Here is a 17,243-nt window from a genome sequence, read left to right as displayed (position 1 = left end):
ACGTTTTGAAAATACTCCCATATGAATGAGATAGAAACGTTACTTCATCCATTTCTCAGCCCAATTTTGGACCTCATCCATAACACTTTCCAACGCTTTCCCTTTATCAGTTAAACCGTACTCGATTCTAACTGGTACTTCTGGGTAAACATCACGAACTACAATACCTTCACCTTCTAATTCCTTTAAACGTTCTGACAACATACGATCGCTCATATTCGGTATAATATCTGCGATTTCTCTGAAACGTTTTGGCTCTTCAAGCAAAGATTTAATAATTAAGCCAGTCCATTTCTTACTAAGCATTGTAAAAGCTGACTCAAACTTTGGACATAAACAAGAATTATGCTCCATATGTTTCACCTCTCTTCTATTATAAGATAGTTTCTTGTAAAAAGTAAGTAATAAAACTTTCCTCATTATTTAATTTTACGTACATTTTACCATTCCCAAATATTAACTTGTCAAATCTTCGTAAAATACCCGTAAAAAAACCCTCTTCAACAAGAGAGCTTTTACATCTTTATCACTTCGTATACCAGCCTAAACCAAGCGCACCTTCACCTAAATGCGTCCCAATTACAGCTCCGAAATAACTCGTACGAATTGTAACATGAGGGTATATCTCTTCTAATTCTTGTTTCCATTCATTAGCTTCCTCTTCACGATTCGCATGAATAATAACAGCCTCCATAGGCACACCTTTACTTGCCTGCTCATCAAAGATTTCAATGATACGCTTTAACGCTTTTTTACGCGTACGAATTTTTTCGAATGGAATAATTATTTTATCTCTAAAGTATAATACTGGTTTTACTTGTAACAAACTGCCGATGAAAGCTTGCGCGCTATTTAATCTTCCACCGCGTTGTAAATGATGTAAATCATCTACTACAAAATAAGCATCCATCGTTTTTTTCATTTCATCAAAGCGAGCGATAATCTCTTCTGGAGCTTTCCCTTCACTTACTAATTTCGCACCTTCACGCACATAAAATCCTTGTACTTCACAACTAATTTCAGAGTCGTACGTATATACATCGATACCATCTACCATCTGTCCAGCTGTTGTTGCCGTTTGGTATGTACCACTAATTCCACTGGAAAGGTGAATGCTAATAACTGCATCATATTCTTTAGCTAACTCTTCATATAGCTCTAAAAACTTTCCAATTGCTGGTTGCGAAGTTTTCGGAAGTTCTTCTTGTTCACGTACTTTTACGTAAAAATCATTTGCTGAAATTTCAGCCTCTTCTTGACAAGATTCCGTTCCAAACACAACGTTTAATGGAATCATATATATATTGAGTTCATCACGAATATGCTTCGGTATATATGCTGTACTATCAGTAACAATAGCTGTTTTCATTTTCGTACCTGCCTTATAAAAAATTTTTATCCCCTAATTTTACACGAAAACTAGAAAAGGTGCATCCATACATAAAAATGCCGGTTAGAAACCACAATCACCCACTCGACAAATTACAACAAAAAGATAAAATACTCATCAAAAATTTCAACATATTTGCAAAAAATGTTTGAATATAAAAACAACCGCTTTTAAAATGTAAAGTACTAGTCATTTTGAAAGATAGGGGCGTATACCATTGTTATTACAATATTTAACAATTAAAGGCTACGGTGAGCACGAGATTGTCATTCAAAAATCAAGGTTCATTTGCTATGTAAGTCGAGCCACAACCGAAGAGGAAGCCCAAGAATTTATACAAAAAATAAAAAAACAACATTGGAATGCAACACACAATTGTTCCGCATATTTAATCGGTGAACAAGATCAAATTCAAAAAGCAAACGATGACGGAGAACCAAGTGGTACCGCTGGTGTACCTATGTTAGAGGTATTAAAAAAACGAGGTCTAAAAGATACTGTCGTTGTCGTCACGCGCTATTTTGGTGGTATTAAGCTTGGTGCTGGTGGATTAATTCGTGCATATGGAAAATGTACAAGTGAAGGACTTAATCACGTAGGCATTGTTGTGCGAAAACTAATGCGCGTTATGCAAACAGAAATTGATTATACATTGCTTGGCAAAGTTGAAAATGAATTACGCAATTCAGAATATGCCATTAAAGATATACATTATCTCGAAAATGTCACATTCGATACGTATGTAGAAGAAAATCAAAAACAAACATTTACAAATTGGATGATTGAATTAACAAACGGGAAATGTACAATTAAAGAAGGAGATATGTTGTACTTAGAACAAGACGTTAACTAAGAATAGCTAACTTATCCCCTTTAAAGATTAATGTAGTGAATTAATTCCCTACAAATGAACTAAGGAGATTATATATGGAAGAACGTTATTATCATCTCCAAAATAGCAGAATAAAAAAGAAACGTAGAAGAAAATTTTTCTACTTCCTTATATTCGCATTTTTATTTGGTAGCTTAGGACTTTATATGTTAAATTCCTACACTTCTCTCATGGGGATGTACAGTGGATTTAACCGTGAAAAATCTAAATTGCGAGCAGCAGATGTGGAGATCACAAAAAAACCTTTCACAATACTCATTATGGGTATTGAAGATTATGCAACTGATGGTCAAAATGGGCGAACGGATTCACTTATGTTCGCGACAGTTAATCCAAACTCAAAAAAGGTTTCACTTATGAGTATCCCGCGCGATTCTCGTGTTAAGATTGTTGGCAAAAATAAAGAAGACAAAATTAACGCCGCTCATGCTTACGGTGGAGAAAAAATGACAATTGACACCGTCGAAGAGTTTTTAAAAGTTCCTGTTGATCATTATATTAAAATTGATTTCCAAGGATTTAAAGGTATCGTTGATGCTGTTGGCGGTGTTACAGTCGATGTTCCCTTCGATTTTTGGGAACGTTCTGATGTGGATTACGACAAAAAAATCCAATTTAAACAAGGGAAACAAGATTTAAACGGCGAAGAAGCACTTGCTTACGTCCGTATGCGAAAGCAGGATCCAAACGGCGATTATGGTCGGGCAGCTAGACAAAGACAATTACTAGCCGCCGTTGCTCAAAAACTAAATTCCGCCTCTACTGTATTTAAAATTAAAGATTTAACGACTGTCGTTGGAAAATATATAAAAACCGACATTCCTATTTCAGACGGACTTGCTCTTTACAATAAAATTTCTGGATTCGATCCTTCTACAATACAAACGTTAAAACTTGAAGGAGAAGACAGAAAAATTGGCGGTATTTATTACTTCCTTCCAGATCCAATCAGTGTAGAGACTGTACGTAACGAAATTGAAAAGGAAATAGGAGAAAAAGCAAAAGTTCCAACAGAGACTACGAAAAATGAGAATACAAATTCCGATTCAAATTCTAACTCCAGCGCAAAAGCAAAGAAGGAGCCGAGTGAGAACAAAACACCACCACCTCCTCCCCCTTCTACAAATGCTCATGCAGAGTGGATTATGAGGAATCAACAATAATAAAAGAGAGCCAAATCACATACGATTTGGCTCTCTTTTCATTTACCCTGATTGGTGCGGGCTAATAATCAGTGGGGGATATCCCCCACTGATTAAAATTTCACTTTACTTCTTGAAGTGTTGTAAAATCGCTTCTACAATACGCTCTGATGCACGACCATCACCATAAGGATTAGATGCTTTCGTCATCTTATCATGAGCTTCTTTATCTGATAACAACTCATCAGCAAGACCAAAGATTGTTTCTTCATCTGTTCCTGCTAATTTCAGTGTACCTGCTTCGATACCTTCTGGGCGTTCCGTCGTATCACGAAGAACAAGAACCGGTACACCTAGTGATGGTGCTTCTTCTTGTACACCACCAGAATCAGTTAACATTAAGTATGAACGAGCTGCTACGTTATGGAAATCAATTACATCTAACGGCTCAATTAAATGAATGCGGCTATGCTCGCCTAAAATATCATTCGCTATTTCGCGAACAACAGGATTCATATGGACAGGGTATACAACTTGTACATCTTCGTGCTTATCAACAAGACGCTTAATTGCACGGAACATATTGCGCATTGGCTCTCCTAAGTTTTCACGACGATGTGCTGTCATAAGTACAAGACGATCGTTTCCAAGCTTCTCGAGCACCGGATGACTATAAGTTTCTTTTACAGTCGTCTTCAGTGCATCGATTGCTGTATTTCCTGTTACGAAAATGCGTGACTCATCTTTATTTTCTTTTTGTAAGTTCGTTGCTGATTTTGTTGTAGGTGAGAAATGAAGATCTGCCATTACACCTGTTAATTGACGATTCATCTCTTCTGGATATGGAGAATACTTATCCCATGTACGAAGCCCAGCTTCAACATGTCCTACTGGAATTTGATTATAGAAAGCAGCTAAGCTCGCAATAAATGTCGTCGTTGTATCACCGTGTACAAGTACGATATCAGGCTTCGCTTCTTTCATTACTTTATCTAAACCTTCTAAACCACGTGTTGTGATATCAATTAACGTTTGACGATCTTTCATGATATTCAAATCGAAATCTGGTGTAATTCCAAAGATATTTAATACTTGATCTAACATTTGACGATGTTGTGCTGTTACAGTCACAATCGATTCGATTTTTTCTGGGTGCTTTTGCAACTCTAATACAAGAGGTGCCATTTTAATTGCTTCTGGTCGTGTCCCGAAAATTGTCATTACTTTTAAACGTTCAGTCATTTCATTGCCTCTTTTCTTTCACTAGTTACAACTTCTATTATCGCATATAAAAATATGCATGTGAAAATACACTTTTTAACGTACTTGAGAAACATTACTATTACAGACGCCTTTTCGCCCAACTGAGTAATAATCTACCCCCTGCTTCTCGGCATCCTCATTAGTATAACAATTCCTCCCATCAAATAGAATAGGCTCCCTCATAAGCTGTACATACTTCTCTAGCGGATAATTTCGAATTGATTCCCATTCTGTTACGATAAAAACTGCATTTGCCGCTCTAATCGATTCATCTATACACTCAGCGTATCGTATAGCATTTCCAAATATACCTTTTACATTTTGAATAGCCTGCGGGTCATATACAACCACATCCGCACCTATATTAATTAATTCTTCTATTATAATAAGAGATGGCGCTTCCCTAATATCGTCAGTATTCGGTTTGAATGCTGCACCAAGAACCGCAATCCGCTTCTTCTTCATATTTATCATTTTCTTCGCTTTTTCAATTAACAACAACTGTTGTTTATTATTCACTTCAATGACTGCTTTCAACAAGTGAAAATCATGAGAAACATTCCCTGCAATTTGCACAAGTGCTTTCGTATCTTTCGGAAAACAAGACCCTCCATATCCAATACCTGCATTTAAAAAAGATGCACCAATTCTCTTATCCATCCCCATCCCTGTAGATACATCTAATATATCTGCACCCACCTGCTCACATATATTGGAAATCTCATTAATAAAACTAATCTTCGTAGCCAAAAAAGCATTAGATGCATATTTAATCATCTCAGCACTTCGAATATCCGTAATATACGTTTGTAAGCTTAATTTGCTGTACAAATTCTCTACTTTCCTTGCTGCTTCCTCACTACATGCTCCAATTACGATGCGATCACCATGAAAAAAATCATAAATACCAGAACCTTCCCTTAAAAATTCTGGATTCGATACGATATGTAATTCGTGTCTACCTTGTAGTTTCTCCTCAATCCATTCTCTCATCACATCATTTGTACCTACTGGAACCGTACTTTTCGTAACAACAATAATATCGTTATTCACATATGCTCCAATATCATCACAAGCACTACGAATATACGTTAAATCTGCTGTTCCATCTAATAAAGATGGTGTTCCAACTGCAATAAATATAAACTCTACATCATTAAATGCAGTTGATCTGCTTGCTGTAAAAGTTAAATGATTGTTCTCATACTCTTCATTTATTAATTCATTTAATCCACACTCATAAATAGGTAACTCGCCTTGTATGATCCGTTCAATTTTTTCACTATTTATATCAAAACATGTGACTGAATGTCCCAATTTCGCCAATCCTACTCCTGTAATCAATCCAACATATCCGGTACCTATTATCGTAATTTTCATTTTCCTTTCGCACAGGAATATATATATAAGAAAATATACGAATACACAGAAGTCCCCCTGTGCTTCCCCCTCTCTCGCTAAAAATAAGAAAACTTCTTTTCTTCTTTATTATATGAATTGTCTTTTTTATTCATTTTTAAGATTTTGTAAAGTTAAATGATGCAATATATATAAAATGTAAATTCCCACATTTTAACACGAAACTTACTCATTTTTACGTGCAACACTTATAATAAAATACTTGTTATATACGAGGCAGATATACTGTCATATTTCAAGTCGCAATATGAACAACCTTCTCAAACGATCCAACATTCTATATACAATTGTCATATATTCTATGCACTTCCATTTACAGCTAAAAGAAAAAAAGATTGAATTCTAATCTTTTTGTGATACCATATGTTATGAGCCTGTAAATAAACATCATAATTTTCAGATAAATACAATTAGAAAAATTACGTTAAACTATAAAAGGTGGGGTATTAATGGACTCACAAGTGATTTATGCCATTTTGGCATCTTTCATCACTGTACTCGTCGTTACTCCTTTAGTTATTAAATTAGCTTTCAAAATAGGAGCAACAGATAAACCAAACGCACGTAAAGTACACCAAAAAATTATGCCTCGTCTTGGCGGGTTAGCAATTTTTATCGGTGTAGCTGTAGGATTTATTGTCGGTGGATTGTACGAACAAAGAATGCTATCGATAACTTTAGGTGCTATCATTATTGTTATCATCGGGATTTTAGATGATATGTACGAACTATCTGCGAAGGTAAAATTCGGTGGACAACTATTAGTTGCCATCATGATTGTAAAAAGTGGATTATTAGTGCAAGTATTATATATTCCAATCCTCGGAGATACTGAACTCGGATGGCTTGCTTATCCAATTACAGTATTTTGGATTGTAGGTATCACAAATGCCATCAACTTAATTGATGGATTAGATGGATTATCCGCTGGGATTTCATCTATCGTACTTGCAACGCTAGCATATATGGCCTTCGTTAGTCCGTGGGGTACTGGAGCGGCTATTATATTACCTCTAGCACTGATTACATTAGCAAGTACAATTGGATTTTTATTCTATAACTTCCATCCAGCAAAAATTTTCATGGGAGATACAGGAGCACTATTTTTAGGATACTGTATTTCTGTTATTTCGTTACTTGGATTATACAAAAGCGTAACGTTATTCAGCTTTATCGTTCCAGTTATCATTTTAGGTGTACCTGTATTTGATACGACATTTGCAATCATCCGCCGTATCGTCAATAAAAAGCCTATTTCAGCACCAGATAAGTCGCATTTACATCACCGTTTGCTTGCAATGGGATTCTCTCATCGTAAAACGGTACTAATTATTTACGCACTTGGTATTTTCTTTAGCGTAAATGCAATCATTTTCAGTAGTGCGACATTATGGTTATCCATTATTCTTCTTTTCGTTTTAATCTTCTTTACAGAAATTATTGCTGAAGTAATCGGTCTTGTACATGAACGTTACAAACCAATTATTTCCTTCTATAAAAAAGTGAAAAAACGCGAAGACTAATTGTAGTATAGCCTTTACTTTTATGAAATATTCAAATAGCATCCTCTTATGAAAAAGAGGATGCTATTTTTTATTTTTTAATCCTTATTCCCCATTTCCAAAATATAGATTGTTTGAGAGTGCCTCTATTGGAGAAAGATATACGTATAACGAAAAAAGTATCAAATTTTCATTTTTACATCTTGATTGTCAAACTGAGGGTGAATGTTATGATCAAGCGATTACTTCAATGTATAATTTTATTTTTAACTATTACTATGTACGCATCATCTAATACGGAAGCAACTACAGACATTCAAGCAGAAGATCAACAAAGCACTCAAACTACCTCTCCTACAAAAAAAATTGCGTACTTAACATTTGATGACGGACCGAATAAATACACACCACAAATTTTAAATATTTTAAAAGAGAAGAACGGGAAAGCAACTTTCTTCGTTATTGGCGGAAAAGTGCCACATTATAAAAAAACGATGGAGCGATTGATTAAAGATGGACATTATATTGGTCTCCATAGTATGTCACATGATGTAAAACGTCTTTATACTGGCGATCCATCAATTTTAATTGAAGAAATGGAGCAAACCCAGAATATTGTCTGGCAAGTTACACATCTAAATACACATCTCGTTCGTGTCCCATACGGTAGCATGCCTTATTTAAAAAAGAATTATCGCGACGCACTCGTATCTTCCAAGTATAAAATGTGGGATTGGACAATTGATACATATGACTGGAAAAGCTATGATAATCCTTCCGCAATACTAGAAAGAGTGCGAAATCAAAGCGATGAACAAGTAGAGGTTATTTTAATGCATGATTCTAGTGTCACAGTGCAAATACTTCCAAAAGTAATTGATTATTTGCAATCACAAGGATATGAACTACTTCCCTACAATCCATCTTCCCATCTCGAAGTGAATTTTTGGAAAGACACAAGATTGTAACAGCTTTAGTGCCTATATACTAAAGCTGTTTTATTTTTCTCTTCCCACACTTCCCATTTTTGTGTAAAATTTTAAATAGTGATGAAGTTTCGAGGTGAATAGAAATGAAACGAATAGATCTCATTTTTAACGCAATACAAAAAGGGAATTATACAGAAGGTGTAACAGCATCTGAACTCGCTACACTTCTACAGTTAGACCGTGCAAATGTTAGTAGCGACTTAAACAAGCTCGTGAAAGATAATCGTTTATTAAAAACGAGTACACGTCCTGTCCGTTTTTATATAGAAACGAATACTTCCTTGGAAACGCATTCAATAAAGGGCACTTCATTAGATACATTTGCAATTGAAAATACAAGCCTAAAAATTGCAATTGAAAAAGCAAAAGCTTCTATTCTCTACCCTCCAAACGGTATGCATACTTTACTACTTGGAGAAACAGGTGTCGGAAAATCGATGTTCGCTTCTTTAATGCACGAATATGCAATTGAAGTGGAACAACTTCCAAAAGATGCGCCTTTTATCGTCTTTAACTGTGCTGATTATGCAAACAATCCACAACTACTACTTGGACAGTTATTTGGGATAAAAAAAGGAGCTTATACAGGTGCCAGTGATCAAAAAGGTTTAATTGAAAAGGCCCATGAAGGAATCCTTTTCTTAGATGAAGTACATCGTCTCCCTCCAGAAGGACAAGAAATGCTCTTCACATTTATTGATCGCGGAGTATATCGCCGCCTTGGAGAAACAGAAAATGAACGTAAGGCACAAGTATTAATTATTACTGCAACAACAGAAGAACCAAACTCATTTTTATTAAAAACATTTACAAGACGTATTCCAATGACCGTTACGCTTCCACCACTTCGTGAGCGAACGCATAAAGAACGCTTTGCTTTGTTGCAACTATTTTTCACAAATGAAGCGATTCGGCTACGAAAAGAGATTCATGTTAGTCCAAACGCAATGCGATCCTTCGTCTTTTACAATTGCCCAAATAACATCGGCCAATTGAAAACGGATGTACAAATTGCCTGCGCGAAAGCTTATTCTGATTTCGTAACAAAAAAACGTGATTCTGTCGGTGTTTCAAGTACAGATTTACCTTGGTATATGAAAGAAGGACTGTTTATCGAGAGAAAGAGCCGTCACCTATACCAAATACCAAATGAAACATTTGTATTTACAGGTGATGAAGGCTGGAGCAAGCATAAAACAGAAGATGAAAAACGTTCTTCTATTTACGATTATATTGATTATAAATATGAAGAACTTCAAGCACGCGGCATTGAAGAGGAAGAATTAGAATTACTAATAGAAAATGATATTCAAAGCTTTTTCGTTCAATATTTTAACCAAATGTCTAAAAAAACAAGTCATGAAAATGTTTTTAAAATTGTGGACCGTAATATCGTTTCCGTATGTGAAAAAATTGCAGAACTAGCTGAAAAACATTTATCTAAGACTTTTGATGAAAAAGTGTTTCTTGCTTTAAGTTTACATGTACAGACAACTCTACAACGCTTACAGGGCGGGAAACAAATTCACCACCCACAATTAAATCAAATTCGTACGAAATATAAAGAAGCTTTTTCCGTAGCTATGCAATGTATTCAACTGTTAGAAGAAGAATTACAAATAACAATGCCTATTGATGAAGCAGGCTTTTTAACAATGTTCTTCGTTGTTGACCCAATTCCTGCCTCACAAACAGAAGTAAAAGTATTAATATTAGCGCATGGTAATGGCATCGCAACAGAAATGGCAAACGTCGCAAACGAACTTCTCGGTATTGATGAAGTAACTGGTATCGATATGCCCTTGCATGAATCACCGAAAGATTTCTTAGAGCGTGTTAAGGTGTATATGAAAACACTTCAAAATGTAAACGGGCTTCTCTTACTTGTTGATATGGGATCTCTCGCTTATATTGGTGATATATTAGAAACTGAATTCAAAATTCCTGTACGTGTTCTTTCCATGACGAGCACACCACACGCACTAGAAGCAGCTCGAAAAGCTCAGCTTGGCTACTCATTAGATGCACTATATGAAACAGTGAAGAACTTAACGCCGTTCTATTTAAATGTACAAGAAGAAAAGAAAAAGCCGCTGTCACCAATGAAATCTGTTATTTTAACAGCTTGCTTAACTGGCGAAGGAAGTGCTTTAGCAATTCAAAAAATGTTAGAGAACTATTTACGCTTTGATAAAGACTTAATTGAAATTATTCCGATTAGTATCGTTCACGAAAAAGATTTAACAAAAATGATCGAGAACATAAAAAAAGAGCGTAATATCATTTGTATCGTCACGAATTTCGATGTACAAGTACCATGCTTAACATACCACTTCCAAGACATTGTGAACTACACAGCGATTCAGCCAATTCAAGAATTAATTACGTATGAAGAAACATATGCGAAAATGGCTGATATTCTTGAACAACAAATGCAGCGTAACGATGGCGCATTACTTATTAAAACAATTCGTTATGCATTAAATACAATTCAAGAATTAATTTCTTTACAGCTAACTCCTGACAGTTTAATGGGTGTGATTTTGCATATGAGCTGCATGGTTGACCGTCTTCAAAAAGGCGAAAGTCTCCTCCCTCATCCTGATAAAGAAAAACGAAGACAAGATGAGTACTGGATGTACATGAAAGTAAAAAAAGCATTGCAACCTATTGAAAATACATTTGAAATACAAATACCAGATGACGAAGTATTTTATGTAATGGACTTCTTCATCAAAAATCAACCTGTAAAAAATTGATCTAGGCGATATTTTCGAGTAGTACCTAGTGCGTAGTAAGTGAACTTATATCGGCGATTTTTTAAATATATCAACTTACCGACAATACTTCACAAAAACGGCAACCAGTATAATAAAAAAGGCTGTTCCAATTTTTTTGGACAGCCTTTTCGTTTATTTCTTTACTTTCCTTATTCTCCCCCTGATTTCGCCCTTCTTATTGGACTTCGTATAAACATTTACATATACATTCGCCTGAATTATTTCTTGAAGTAAGCTATCAAACGCTCTCCCCTGTAAAGGTCCTTCAAAATCCTCCACATTGACTACACCGGTCACAACTCCTTCATTCACACTAATACCTTGCTTTAGCGGACCAAACAAATTTAAAACAACTGGACCAATTTGATCCGCTTTCCCTAAATGAATTTGGCATGATGTAACCTTTTCGATGTTTTTCAATATGACCCGATATTGCAACTTCTTTAAATCCTCACTAAAAATAAACTCTGTTACACCATAAGCTTCTGTATTTACAGGAGGTATTTCCCTCTTCCCTGTTAACCTAGCAAAGAAATGTGTTGTCATACGGGCATTCTCCTTATATAAATTTCCCAGTACTACTTCTACTACTTTATGGTTTAGACATAATCATTTATGACTTTTTCAATTTTTAATTACAACTAAAAGATTCACAAAATCTTTACATAGAAATCATTTCATTCACTTTATTGCCTCTTGTATAATGCACTTAGGAAAACATTCTAGGAGGTTATTTTGGAAAATAACAAATACACCTTTCACACATTATTAGAGATTTTTCTCGTCTCATTTAAATTAGGACTTACTTCATTTGGAGGTCCTGTCGCTCATCTCGGCTATTTCCATCACGAATACGTACAAAAAAGAAAATGGATGGATGAAAAAAGTTACGGTGACTTAGTAGCACTATGTCAATTCCTTCCTGGACCAGCCAGCAGTCAAGTCGGGATGGGGATTGGATTATTACGCGGGGGATTATTAGGATCCATTATTTCATGGATTGGATTCACCCTACCGTCTGTGCTCGTTTTAGTTTTCTTCGCTTCATTCCTTAATCAGTTCGAACTTGGAAGTACGGGCTGGATTCATGGACTGAAACTTGTAGCGGTTGCAATTGTCGCTCATGCAATATGGGGAATGGCTCAAAAGTTAACACCGGACCGAAATCGGGCAACAATCGCGATTGTAACTGCCGCAATCGCCTTATTATGGCCAAGTAGTTGGACACAAGTCATTCTCATTATAGTATCTGGCTTTATTGGTTGGTTTTTATATCGTGGCCAACCAATTAGCCAATCTCAAAATATAAAAGTACCTATTTCAAAAACGATAGCAGTTTCTTGTCTCGTCCTATTCCTCGGACTATTAATAGTGCTACCAATATTAAGACCGTTCTCTTATTACATCGCTTTATTTGATAGTTTCTATCGCTCTGGTGCACTTGTATTTGGCGGAGGACACGTCGTACTTCCTCTTCTTGAAAGTGAGTTTGTACAAAACGGGATGATGGCAAAAGAACAATTTCTAGCTGGATACGGATTAACACAAGCAGTACCAGGACCACTATTTACATTTGCCTCTTATATAGGCGCAGCGCTAAATGGAACCGCCGGAGCAATTGTTGCAACAATCGCGATCTTTCTTCCTGCCTTCCTGCTCGTTATTGGCGTCTTACCATTTTGGGACAGTGTAAGGAGAGTATCCTACATACAAGGCGCACTACTTGGAGTGAATGCAGCCGTTGTCGGTATTTTATTAGCAGCTTTTTATGATCCAATTTGGACGAGTACAATTATGAATTCTGTAGATTTCGTTTTTGCTTCTCTTCTATTTTGCTTACTCGCTTTTTGGAAAACGCCACCTTGGGTTATCGTTATACTCGGAGCCTTTGGTGGATATGTTCTATTCATTTTGTAAACCTAAAAAAACGACGGCCCTATTTAGCCGTCGTTTTCCTATTAAAACTTCACAAGCTCTATTCCTTCAGGCAACTCGCTCTCCGTTAAAATACGCAATTCTTTCACACGATCCATTACGTAAGAAGAACGTTTCACAAGCTCTGGGTCAATATAAGCTGGATGCACCATAATTTCTACCGTTTGTTCACCTTGTACTCTTTCTTTTAACTTTACAAAGTAATCTTCCGTCACACCATCCGCATAAAAATCACTGTAAAACACGTCAGAAAACGGGCGTACTGCTCGCTCTTCCTCACAACGACGAATCGGAACATTATATTTAGCTGCTAATCTCTCAAGAACATCGTGCAAGATCGGTAATCCATGCACGTGATGATGACTATCTAAATGAGTTGGTGTTAATCCGTAAGATAGGAATTTCTCAATTTGAGCAGTCCATTCTCTCTCAACTTCTTCTGGATTTACGTTCCCTTCCCATACGACGCTTTGTCTATGAAACAATCCATCGCTACTTACAAGTGATGGTACATCTGTAAGCAGCGGTTCTCCTGCTGTTAATACGAGATGCACTCCTATCCCTAACGTTTTATACTCTTTCGCTAAGCTTACAGCATGTTCTGTCCCTGGCATATTCATCATCATCGTCGTTGAATTTACAAGCCCATTTTTATGTCCATCAATAATTCCGTAATTTGTACCTTCTGTAAGACCAAAATCATCTGCATTTACAATTAGCTTAATCATCGTAATACCTCCTACTAGAATTAAAAAAAGCGGGCTAAATAGCGCCGCTTTATTTCTCTATCTTTTTAAAGAATTGTGGAAGATACTCTTTATGAGCTTCTAACATTTCATCTAAAATTTGTTTTGCAACTTTATCTGATGGTACAAGTGGATTAATTGTCATAGCAAGCAGCGCCTTATGATAATCCCCTGTAACAGCAGCTTCAATTGTTGTGCGCTCAAATGATTTAATTTGCTGTACTAAACCGCGAACTGGTACTGGAAGATCTCCGACCGCAATTGGTTTTGGACCTTCTTTCGTAATAATACAGTTCACTTCAACAGCAGAATCATGTGGCAAGCTTGCAATTGTTCCGTTGTTTCGTGTATTAACAGGCTGGATATCACCTTTATTGTTGTAAATAGACGTAATTAAGCTACATGCTGCATCACTATAATAAGCTCCGCCACGTTTTTCTAATTGTGGTGGCTTAATATCTAAATTCGGGTCTTTATATAACTCGAATAAATCATCTTCTAATTGTTTTACTACTTCTGCACGTGTACCTTTTTCAATCGAAGCTTCTTTCTCTTCTTCTAGCATTTCACGTGTTTTGTAGTAGTAACGGTGGTATGGACACGGAATTGCACGAAGACCGCGAATAAAGTCTGGCTCCCAGTTAAGCGCAGCGATATTTTCCATCGTGATTTGCTTTTCTGGATCTGTTACAAGCTCTAACACACGATCCATTACACTTACGCCGTCTAAGTATACATCTAATCCGTATACCATATGATTTAAACCTGCAAAATCTACATGTACGCGACTTGCATCTACTTCAAGTAATCTCGCAAGACCCATACGAATTCCGATTGGAACGTTACACAGACCAACTACTCTTTGAATGTTTGTATAACGAAGGACAGCTTCTGTTACCATACCAGCCGGATTCGCGAAGTTAATTAACCATGCATTCGGACAAAGTTCCTCCATGTCCTTACAAATATCTAAAATAACAGGAATCGTTCTCAGCGCTTTGAATAAACCACCAGGACCATTCGTTTCCTGACCGATTACATCATATTTTAATGGGATTGCTTCATCTTTTGCACGAGCTTCTAATAAACCTACGCGAAGCTGCGTTGTTACGAAGTCAGCATCCTTTAATGCCTCGCGGCGATCAAGTGTTAAATGTACCTCGATTGGTAAACCAGATTTTTTCACCATACGTTTCGCTAAGTTACCAACGATTTCTAACTTTTCTTTTCCTGCCTCAATATCTACTAACCAAATTTCACGAACAGGAAGCTCATCATAACGCTTAATAAATCCTTCAATTAACTCTGGTGTATAACTAGATCCACCGCCGATTGTAGCAATTTTAATTCCAGTCATGCTTTATTCCCCTTTCGCTTCTAACTTTTTATAAAGGTCAATAAATTCTGCTGCTAATTCTTTTACTGTAATCGCATTCATTAAATGATCTTGTGCGTGAATTAAAAGAACACTAATCTCTGTTTTTTCTCCTCTTGCTTCTGATTGTATGAGCTCTGTTTGGAAATGATGCGCTTCATTAATGGCTTCTTTCGCCTTTACCATCGCTTCATCAGCCTCTGCCATTTTCCCCTGTTTGGCAAATTGAAGTGCCTCCATTGCAAAGCTTCGTGCATTACCACTATTTAAAATTAATTGGAATGGAATTTGTTCTGCTGTAGTCATCATAATTACCGCCCTCTCTATTATGGTTCAACCGATTTAAATACCCCTTCAGTTTGAACATTTCTATAAAATTATTATTTTATTAATGATTGTTTGGTGTTCTTGTAGATGGGTTTCATCTTTTTGAACATGATATAAAGGTAATTGTTCTCACAGATCATGTTGTCTGTGAGAACAATTACTATGTTACATAGGTACAGAGTTGTTATTTCCTTGTGCTGCTGCTTTTTCAGTACGAACAACAGAACGGTCGCATAATACAACGAATGGATAGTAGATTACCATCGCAATTACAAAGTTGAATAACTGTAGAATCGCACCAGAAATGTGTCCACCTGTTACAAGATAACCACTAATAATCGGTGGTGTTGCCCATGGAATCATCACAACTGTTTTTGGTACCCAGCCAATAGATATAGCTGTATAAGAAGTAATTACTAATACAATTGGTGTTATGATAAACGGTAAGAATAAAACTGGATTTAAAATAATTGGTGTACCAAATATTACTGGTTCGTTAATATTGAATGCACCTGGTCCAATTGATAAACGAGATACACCGCGTAATTGCGCACTTTTCGCTACGAGTAATACCACTACTAAGAATGCTAATGTTGCACCAGAACCACCAAGATATACGAAAGTATCAAAGAATGGTTTTGTAATAATGTTTGGAACATCAAATGCAGATGTACCACCTTTGAATAAATTCATGTTTTTCTCTAATGCCGGTAAGTATAATGGCTCAATAATACCACCAACGATATTCGGACCATGTAAACCGAAGAACCAAAGAAGATGAACAAGAAGTACAATGATAATTGCACTTGGTAATGTCCCTGCTAAACTTTGCAGTGGTGATTGAATCGTATTAAAGATAAATTCATGAACACTTGTACCAGCTAATTTCACTGCTAATTGAATACCTGCAACTACTGTTAAGATAACAAATGCTGGAACTATAGCTGCGAAAGATCTTAAAACTGCTGGTGGTACTCCATCAGGCATTTTAAAAGTAATGTTTCTTTGTACAAAGAAACGGAATACTTCAGTAACAAGGAGTGCCACAATGATTGCTACGAATAACCCTTGTGCCCCTGTCCAAGCTAAGTTCAATCCGCCTTCTTTCGGTGTTGTTGGTGTAAGAATAATTAACGCACCAAATGAAATAATACCTGCTGACAAACCATCAACGCCGTAAGATTTTGCTAAGTTATAACTTGTTGTAAATGCAATGATTAGTGCTAGAATCGCGAAAGAACCAGTCCACATTCCACCGCCAACTTGTTTCCACGTTTCACCAAACAAACCTTTCATGAAATCTTGGAAAACTTCAGATGGAAAACCATTAATTAGTGATGCCAGTGCACCAACTAAAATAAGTGGCATAACTGCAATAAATCCGTCACGGATCGCAGCTAAGTGACGTTGCGATCCGATTTTACCAGCGACAGGAACAATATATTTCTCCATGAATGCAATAAACTTTTGCATTTCGCTTCCC

15 protein-coding genes are annotated in these 17,243 nt (G+C 36.4%); 6 read left to right on the top strand and 9 right to left on the bottom strand.

Annotated features, from left to right (window positions below; genetic code table 11):
* Positions 1–39 precede the first annotated feature (39 nt).
* Both CDB3_RS24615 and CDB3_RS24610 read right to left on the bottom strand, forming a co-directional pair.
* Complete coding sequence (locus CDB3_RS24615; protein WP_128856287.1) at positions 40–354, bottom strand: winged helix-turn-helix transcriptional regulator; 315 nt, start codon at positions 352–354, stop codon at positions 40–42.
* Between the two features lie 172 nt (positions 355–526).
* On the bottom strand, positions 527–1,369 hold the full coding sequence (locus tag CDB3_RS24610; protein ID WP_128856286.1) for a DegV family protein: 843 nt from the start codon (positions 1,367–1,369) through the stop codon (positions 527–529).
* A 238-nt stretch (positions 1,370–1,607) separates the two neighbouring features.
* Between CDB3_RS24610 and CDB3_RS24605 the strand changes: the two genes are divergently transcribed.
* Both CDB3_RS24605 and CDB3_RS24600 read left to right on the top strand, forming a co-directional pair.
* Positions 1,608–2,243, top strand: a complete 636-nt coding sequence (locus CDB3_RS24605; RefSeq protein WP_128856285.1) for a YigZ family protein — start codon at positions 1,608–1,610, stop codon at positions 2,241–2,243.
* 74 nt (positions 2,244–2,317) lie between these two features.
* On the top strand, positions 2,318–3,445 hold the full coding sequence (locus tag CDB3_RS24600) for an LCP family protein (protein ID WP_128856284.1): 1,128 nt from the start codon (positions 2,318–2,320) through the stop codon (positions 3,443–3,445).
* Between the two features lie 105 nt (positions 3,446–3,550).
* Here CDB3_RS24600 and wecB read toward each other — a convergent pair whose 3' ends face one another.
* Together wecB and CDB3_RS24590 are read right to left on the bottom strand one after the other, a co-directional pair.
* Positions 3,551–4,666, bottom strand: a complete 1,116-nt coding sequence (gene wecB, locus CDB3_RS24595) for a non-hydrolyzing UDP-N-acetylglucosamine 2-epimerase (RefSeq protein WP_000140119.1) — start codon at positions 4,664–4,666, stop codon at positions 3,551–3,553.
* Positions 4,667–4,741: 75 nt separating this feature from the next.
* Entirely contained in the window at positions 4,742–6,067 is a 1,326-nt protein-coding gene (locus CDB3_RS24590) for a UDP-glucose dehydrogenase family protein (protein WP_128856283.1), read from the bottom strand.
* Between the two features lie 488 nt (positions 6,068–6,555).
* Here CDB3_RS24590 and CDB3_RS24585 point away from each other — a divergent pair, with 488 nt between their 5' ends.
* From CDB3_RS24585 to CDB3_RS24575, 3 genes are all read left to right on the top strand, one after another.
* On the top strand, positions 6,556–7,629 hold the full coding sequence (locus CDB3_RS24585; protein WP_128856282.1) for a UDP-N-acetylglucosamine--undecaprenyl-phosphate N-acetylglucosaminephosphotransferase TagO: 1,074 nt from the start codon (positions 6,556–6,558) through the stop codon (positions 7,627–7,629).
* 209 nt (positions 7,630–7,838) lie between these two features.
* The gene (locus CDB3_RS24580) at positions 7,839–8,576 is read left to right on the top strand and encodes a polysaccharide deacetylase family protein (protein WP_128856281.1); all 738 of its coding nucleotides are present in this window, start codon (positions 7,839–7,841) and stop codon (positions 8,574–8,576) included.
* A 104-nt stretch (positions 8,577–8,680) separates the two neighbouring features.
* Positions 8,681–11,356 carry a sigma-54-dependent transcriptional regulator gene (locus CDB3_RS24575; protein ID WP_128856280.1) on the top strand — a complete coding sequence of 892 codons (2,676 nt, stop codon included), beginning with the start codon at positions 8,681–8,683 and terminating at the stop codon, positions 11,354–11,356.
* 153 nt (positions 11,357–11,509) lie between these two features.
* On the opposite strand, the gene exsM is transcribed toward CDB3_RS24575, so the two are convergent.
* Positions 11,510–11,923, bottom strand: coding sequence for an exosporium regulatory protein ExsM (exsM, locus tag CDB3_RS24570; protein WP_128856279.1), 414 nt, complete (start codon positions 11,921–11,923; stop codon positions 11,510–11,512).
* Positions 11,924–12,112: 189 nt separating this feature from the next.
* Here exsM and CDB3_RS24565 point away from each other — a divergent pair, with 189 nt between their 5' ends.
* The gene (locus CDB3_RS24565) at positions 12,113–13,294 is read left to right on the top strand and encodes a chromate transporter (RefSeq protein WP_128856278.1); all 1,182 of its coding nucleotides are present in this window, start codon (positions 12,113–12,115) and stop codon (positions 13,292–13,294) included.
* A gap of 41 nt (positions 13,295–13,335) precedes the next feature.
* Here the strand turns inward: CDB3_RS24565 and chbG are convergent, their stop codons facing one another.
* From chbG to celB, 4 genes are all read right to left on the bottom strand, one after another.
* Positions 13,336–14,040: a chitin disaccharide deacetylase gene (gene chbG, locus CDB3_RS24560; protein WP_128856277.1), complete on the bottom strand. Its 705-nt coding sequence runs from the start codon at positions 14,038–14,040 to the stop codon at positions 13,336–13,338.
* Positions 14,041–14,089: 49 nt separating this feature from the next.
* The gene (gene celF, locus CDB3_RS24555) at positions 14,090–15,415 is read right to left on the bottom strand and encodes a 6-phospho-beta-glucosidase (RefSeq protein ID WP_128856276.1); all 1,326 of its coding nucleotides are present in this window, start codon (positions 15,413–15,415) and stop codon (positions 14,090–14,092) included.
* 3 nt (positions 15,416–15,418) lie between these two features.
* Positions 15,419–15,742 (bottom strand): PTS lactose/cellobiose transporter subunit IIA, encoded by a 324-nt coding sequence (locus CDB3_RS24550; protein WP_000989050.1) that lies wholly within the window; start codon positions 15,740–15,742, stop codon positions 15,419–15,421.
* A 183-nt stretch (positions 15,743–15,925) separates the two neighbouring features.
* Positions 15,926–17,233 (bottom strand): PTS cellobiose transporter subunit IIC, encoded by a 1,308-nt coding sequence (gene celB / locus CDB3_RS24545; RefSeq protein WP_128856275.1) that lies wholly within the window; start codon positions 17,231–17,233, stop codon positions 15,926–15,928.
* Positions 17,234–17,243 lie beyond the last annotated feature (10 nt).

This window comes from Bacillus sp. CDB3 (assembly GCF_002081505.1).
GTDB classification, from domain to species: Bacteria; Bacillota; Bacilli; order Bacillales; family Bacillaceae_G; genus Bacillus_A; species Bacillus_A cereus_AT.
This window is presented reverse-complemented; position numbering and strand designations above follow the sequence as displayed.

Excerpts from the sequence above, each read along its gene's own strand:
- CDB3_RS24610 (WP_128856286.1), bottom strand. The coding sequence starts at position 1,369 with ATGAAAACAGCTATTGTTACTGATAGTACAGCATATATACCGAAGCAT.
- CDB3_RS24590 (WP_128856283.1), bottom strand. The coding sequence starts at position 6,067 with ATGAAAATTACGATAATAGGTACCGGATATGTTGGATTGATTACAGGA.
- chbG (WP_128856277.1), bottom strand. The coding sequence starts at position 14,040 with ATGATTAAGCTAATTGTAAATGCAGATGATTTTGGTCTTACAGAAGGT.
- CDB3_RS24580 (WP_128856281.1), top strand. The coding sequence starts at position 7,839 with ATGATCAAGCGATTACTTCAATGTATAATTTTATTTTTAACTATTACT.
- CDB3_RS24615 (WP_128856287.1), bottom strand. The coding sequence starts at position 354 with ATGGAGCATAATTCTTGTTTATGTCCAAAGTTTGAGTCAGCTTTTACA.
- CDB3_RS24575 (WP_128856280.1), top strand. The coding sequence starts at position 8,681 with ATGAAACGAATAGATCTCATTTTTAACGCAATACAAAAAGGGAATTAT.
- wecB (WP_000140119.1), bottom strand. The coding sequence starts at position 4,666 with ATGACTGAACGTTTAAAAGTAATGACAATTTTCGGGACACGACCAGAA.
- celB (WP_128856275.1), bottom strand. The coding sequence starts at position 17,233 with ATGCAAAAGTTTATTGCATTCATGGAGAAATATATTGTTCCTGTCGCT.
- CDB3_RS24585 (WP_128856282.1), top strand. The coding sequence starts at position 6,556 with ATGGACTCACAAGTGATTTATGCCATTTTGGCATCTTTCATCACTGTA.
- celF (WP_128856276.1), bottom strand. The coding sequence starts at position 15,415 with ATGACTGGAATTAAAATTGCTACAATCGGCGGTGGATCTAGTTATACA.
- CDB3_RS24600 (WP_128856284.1), top strand. The coding sequence starts at position 2,318 with ATGGAAGAACGTTATTATCATCTCCAAAATAGCAGAATAAAAAAGAAA.
- CDB3_RS24550 (WP_000989050.1), bottom strand. The coding sequence starts at position 15,742 with ATGATGACTACAGCAGAACAAATTCCATTCCAATTAATTTTAAATAGT.
- exsM (WP_128856279.1), bottom strand. The coding sequence starts at position 11,923 with ATGACAACACATTTCTTTGCTAGGTTAACAGGGAAGAGGGAAATACCT.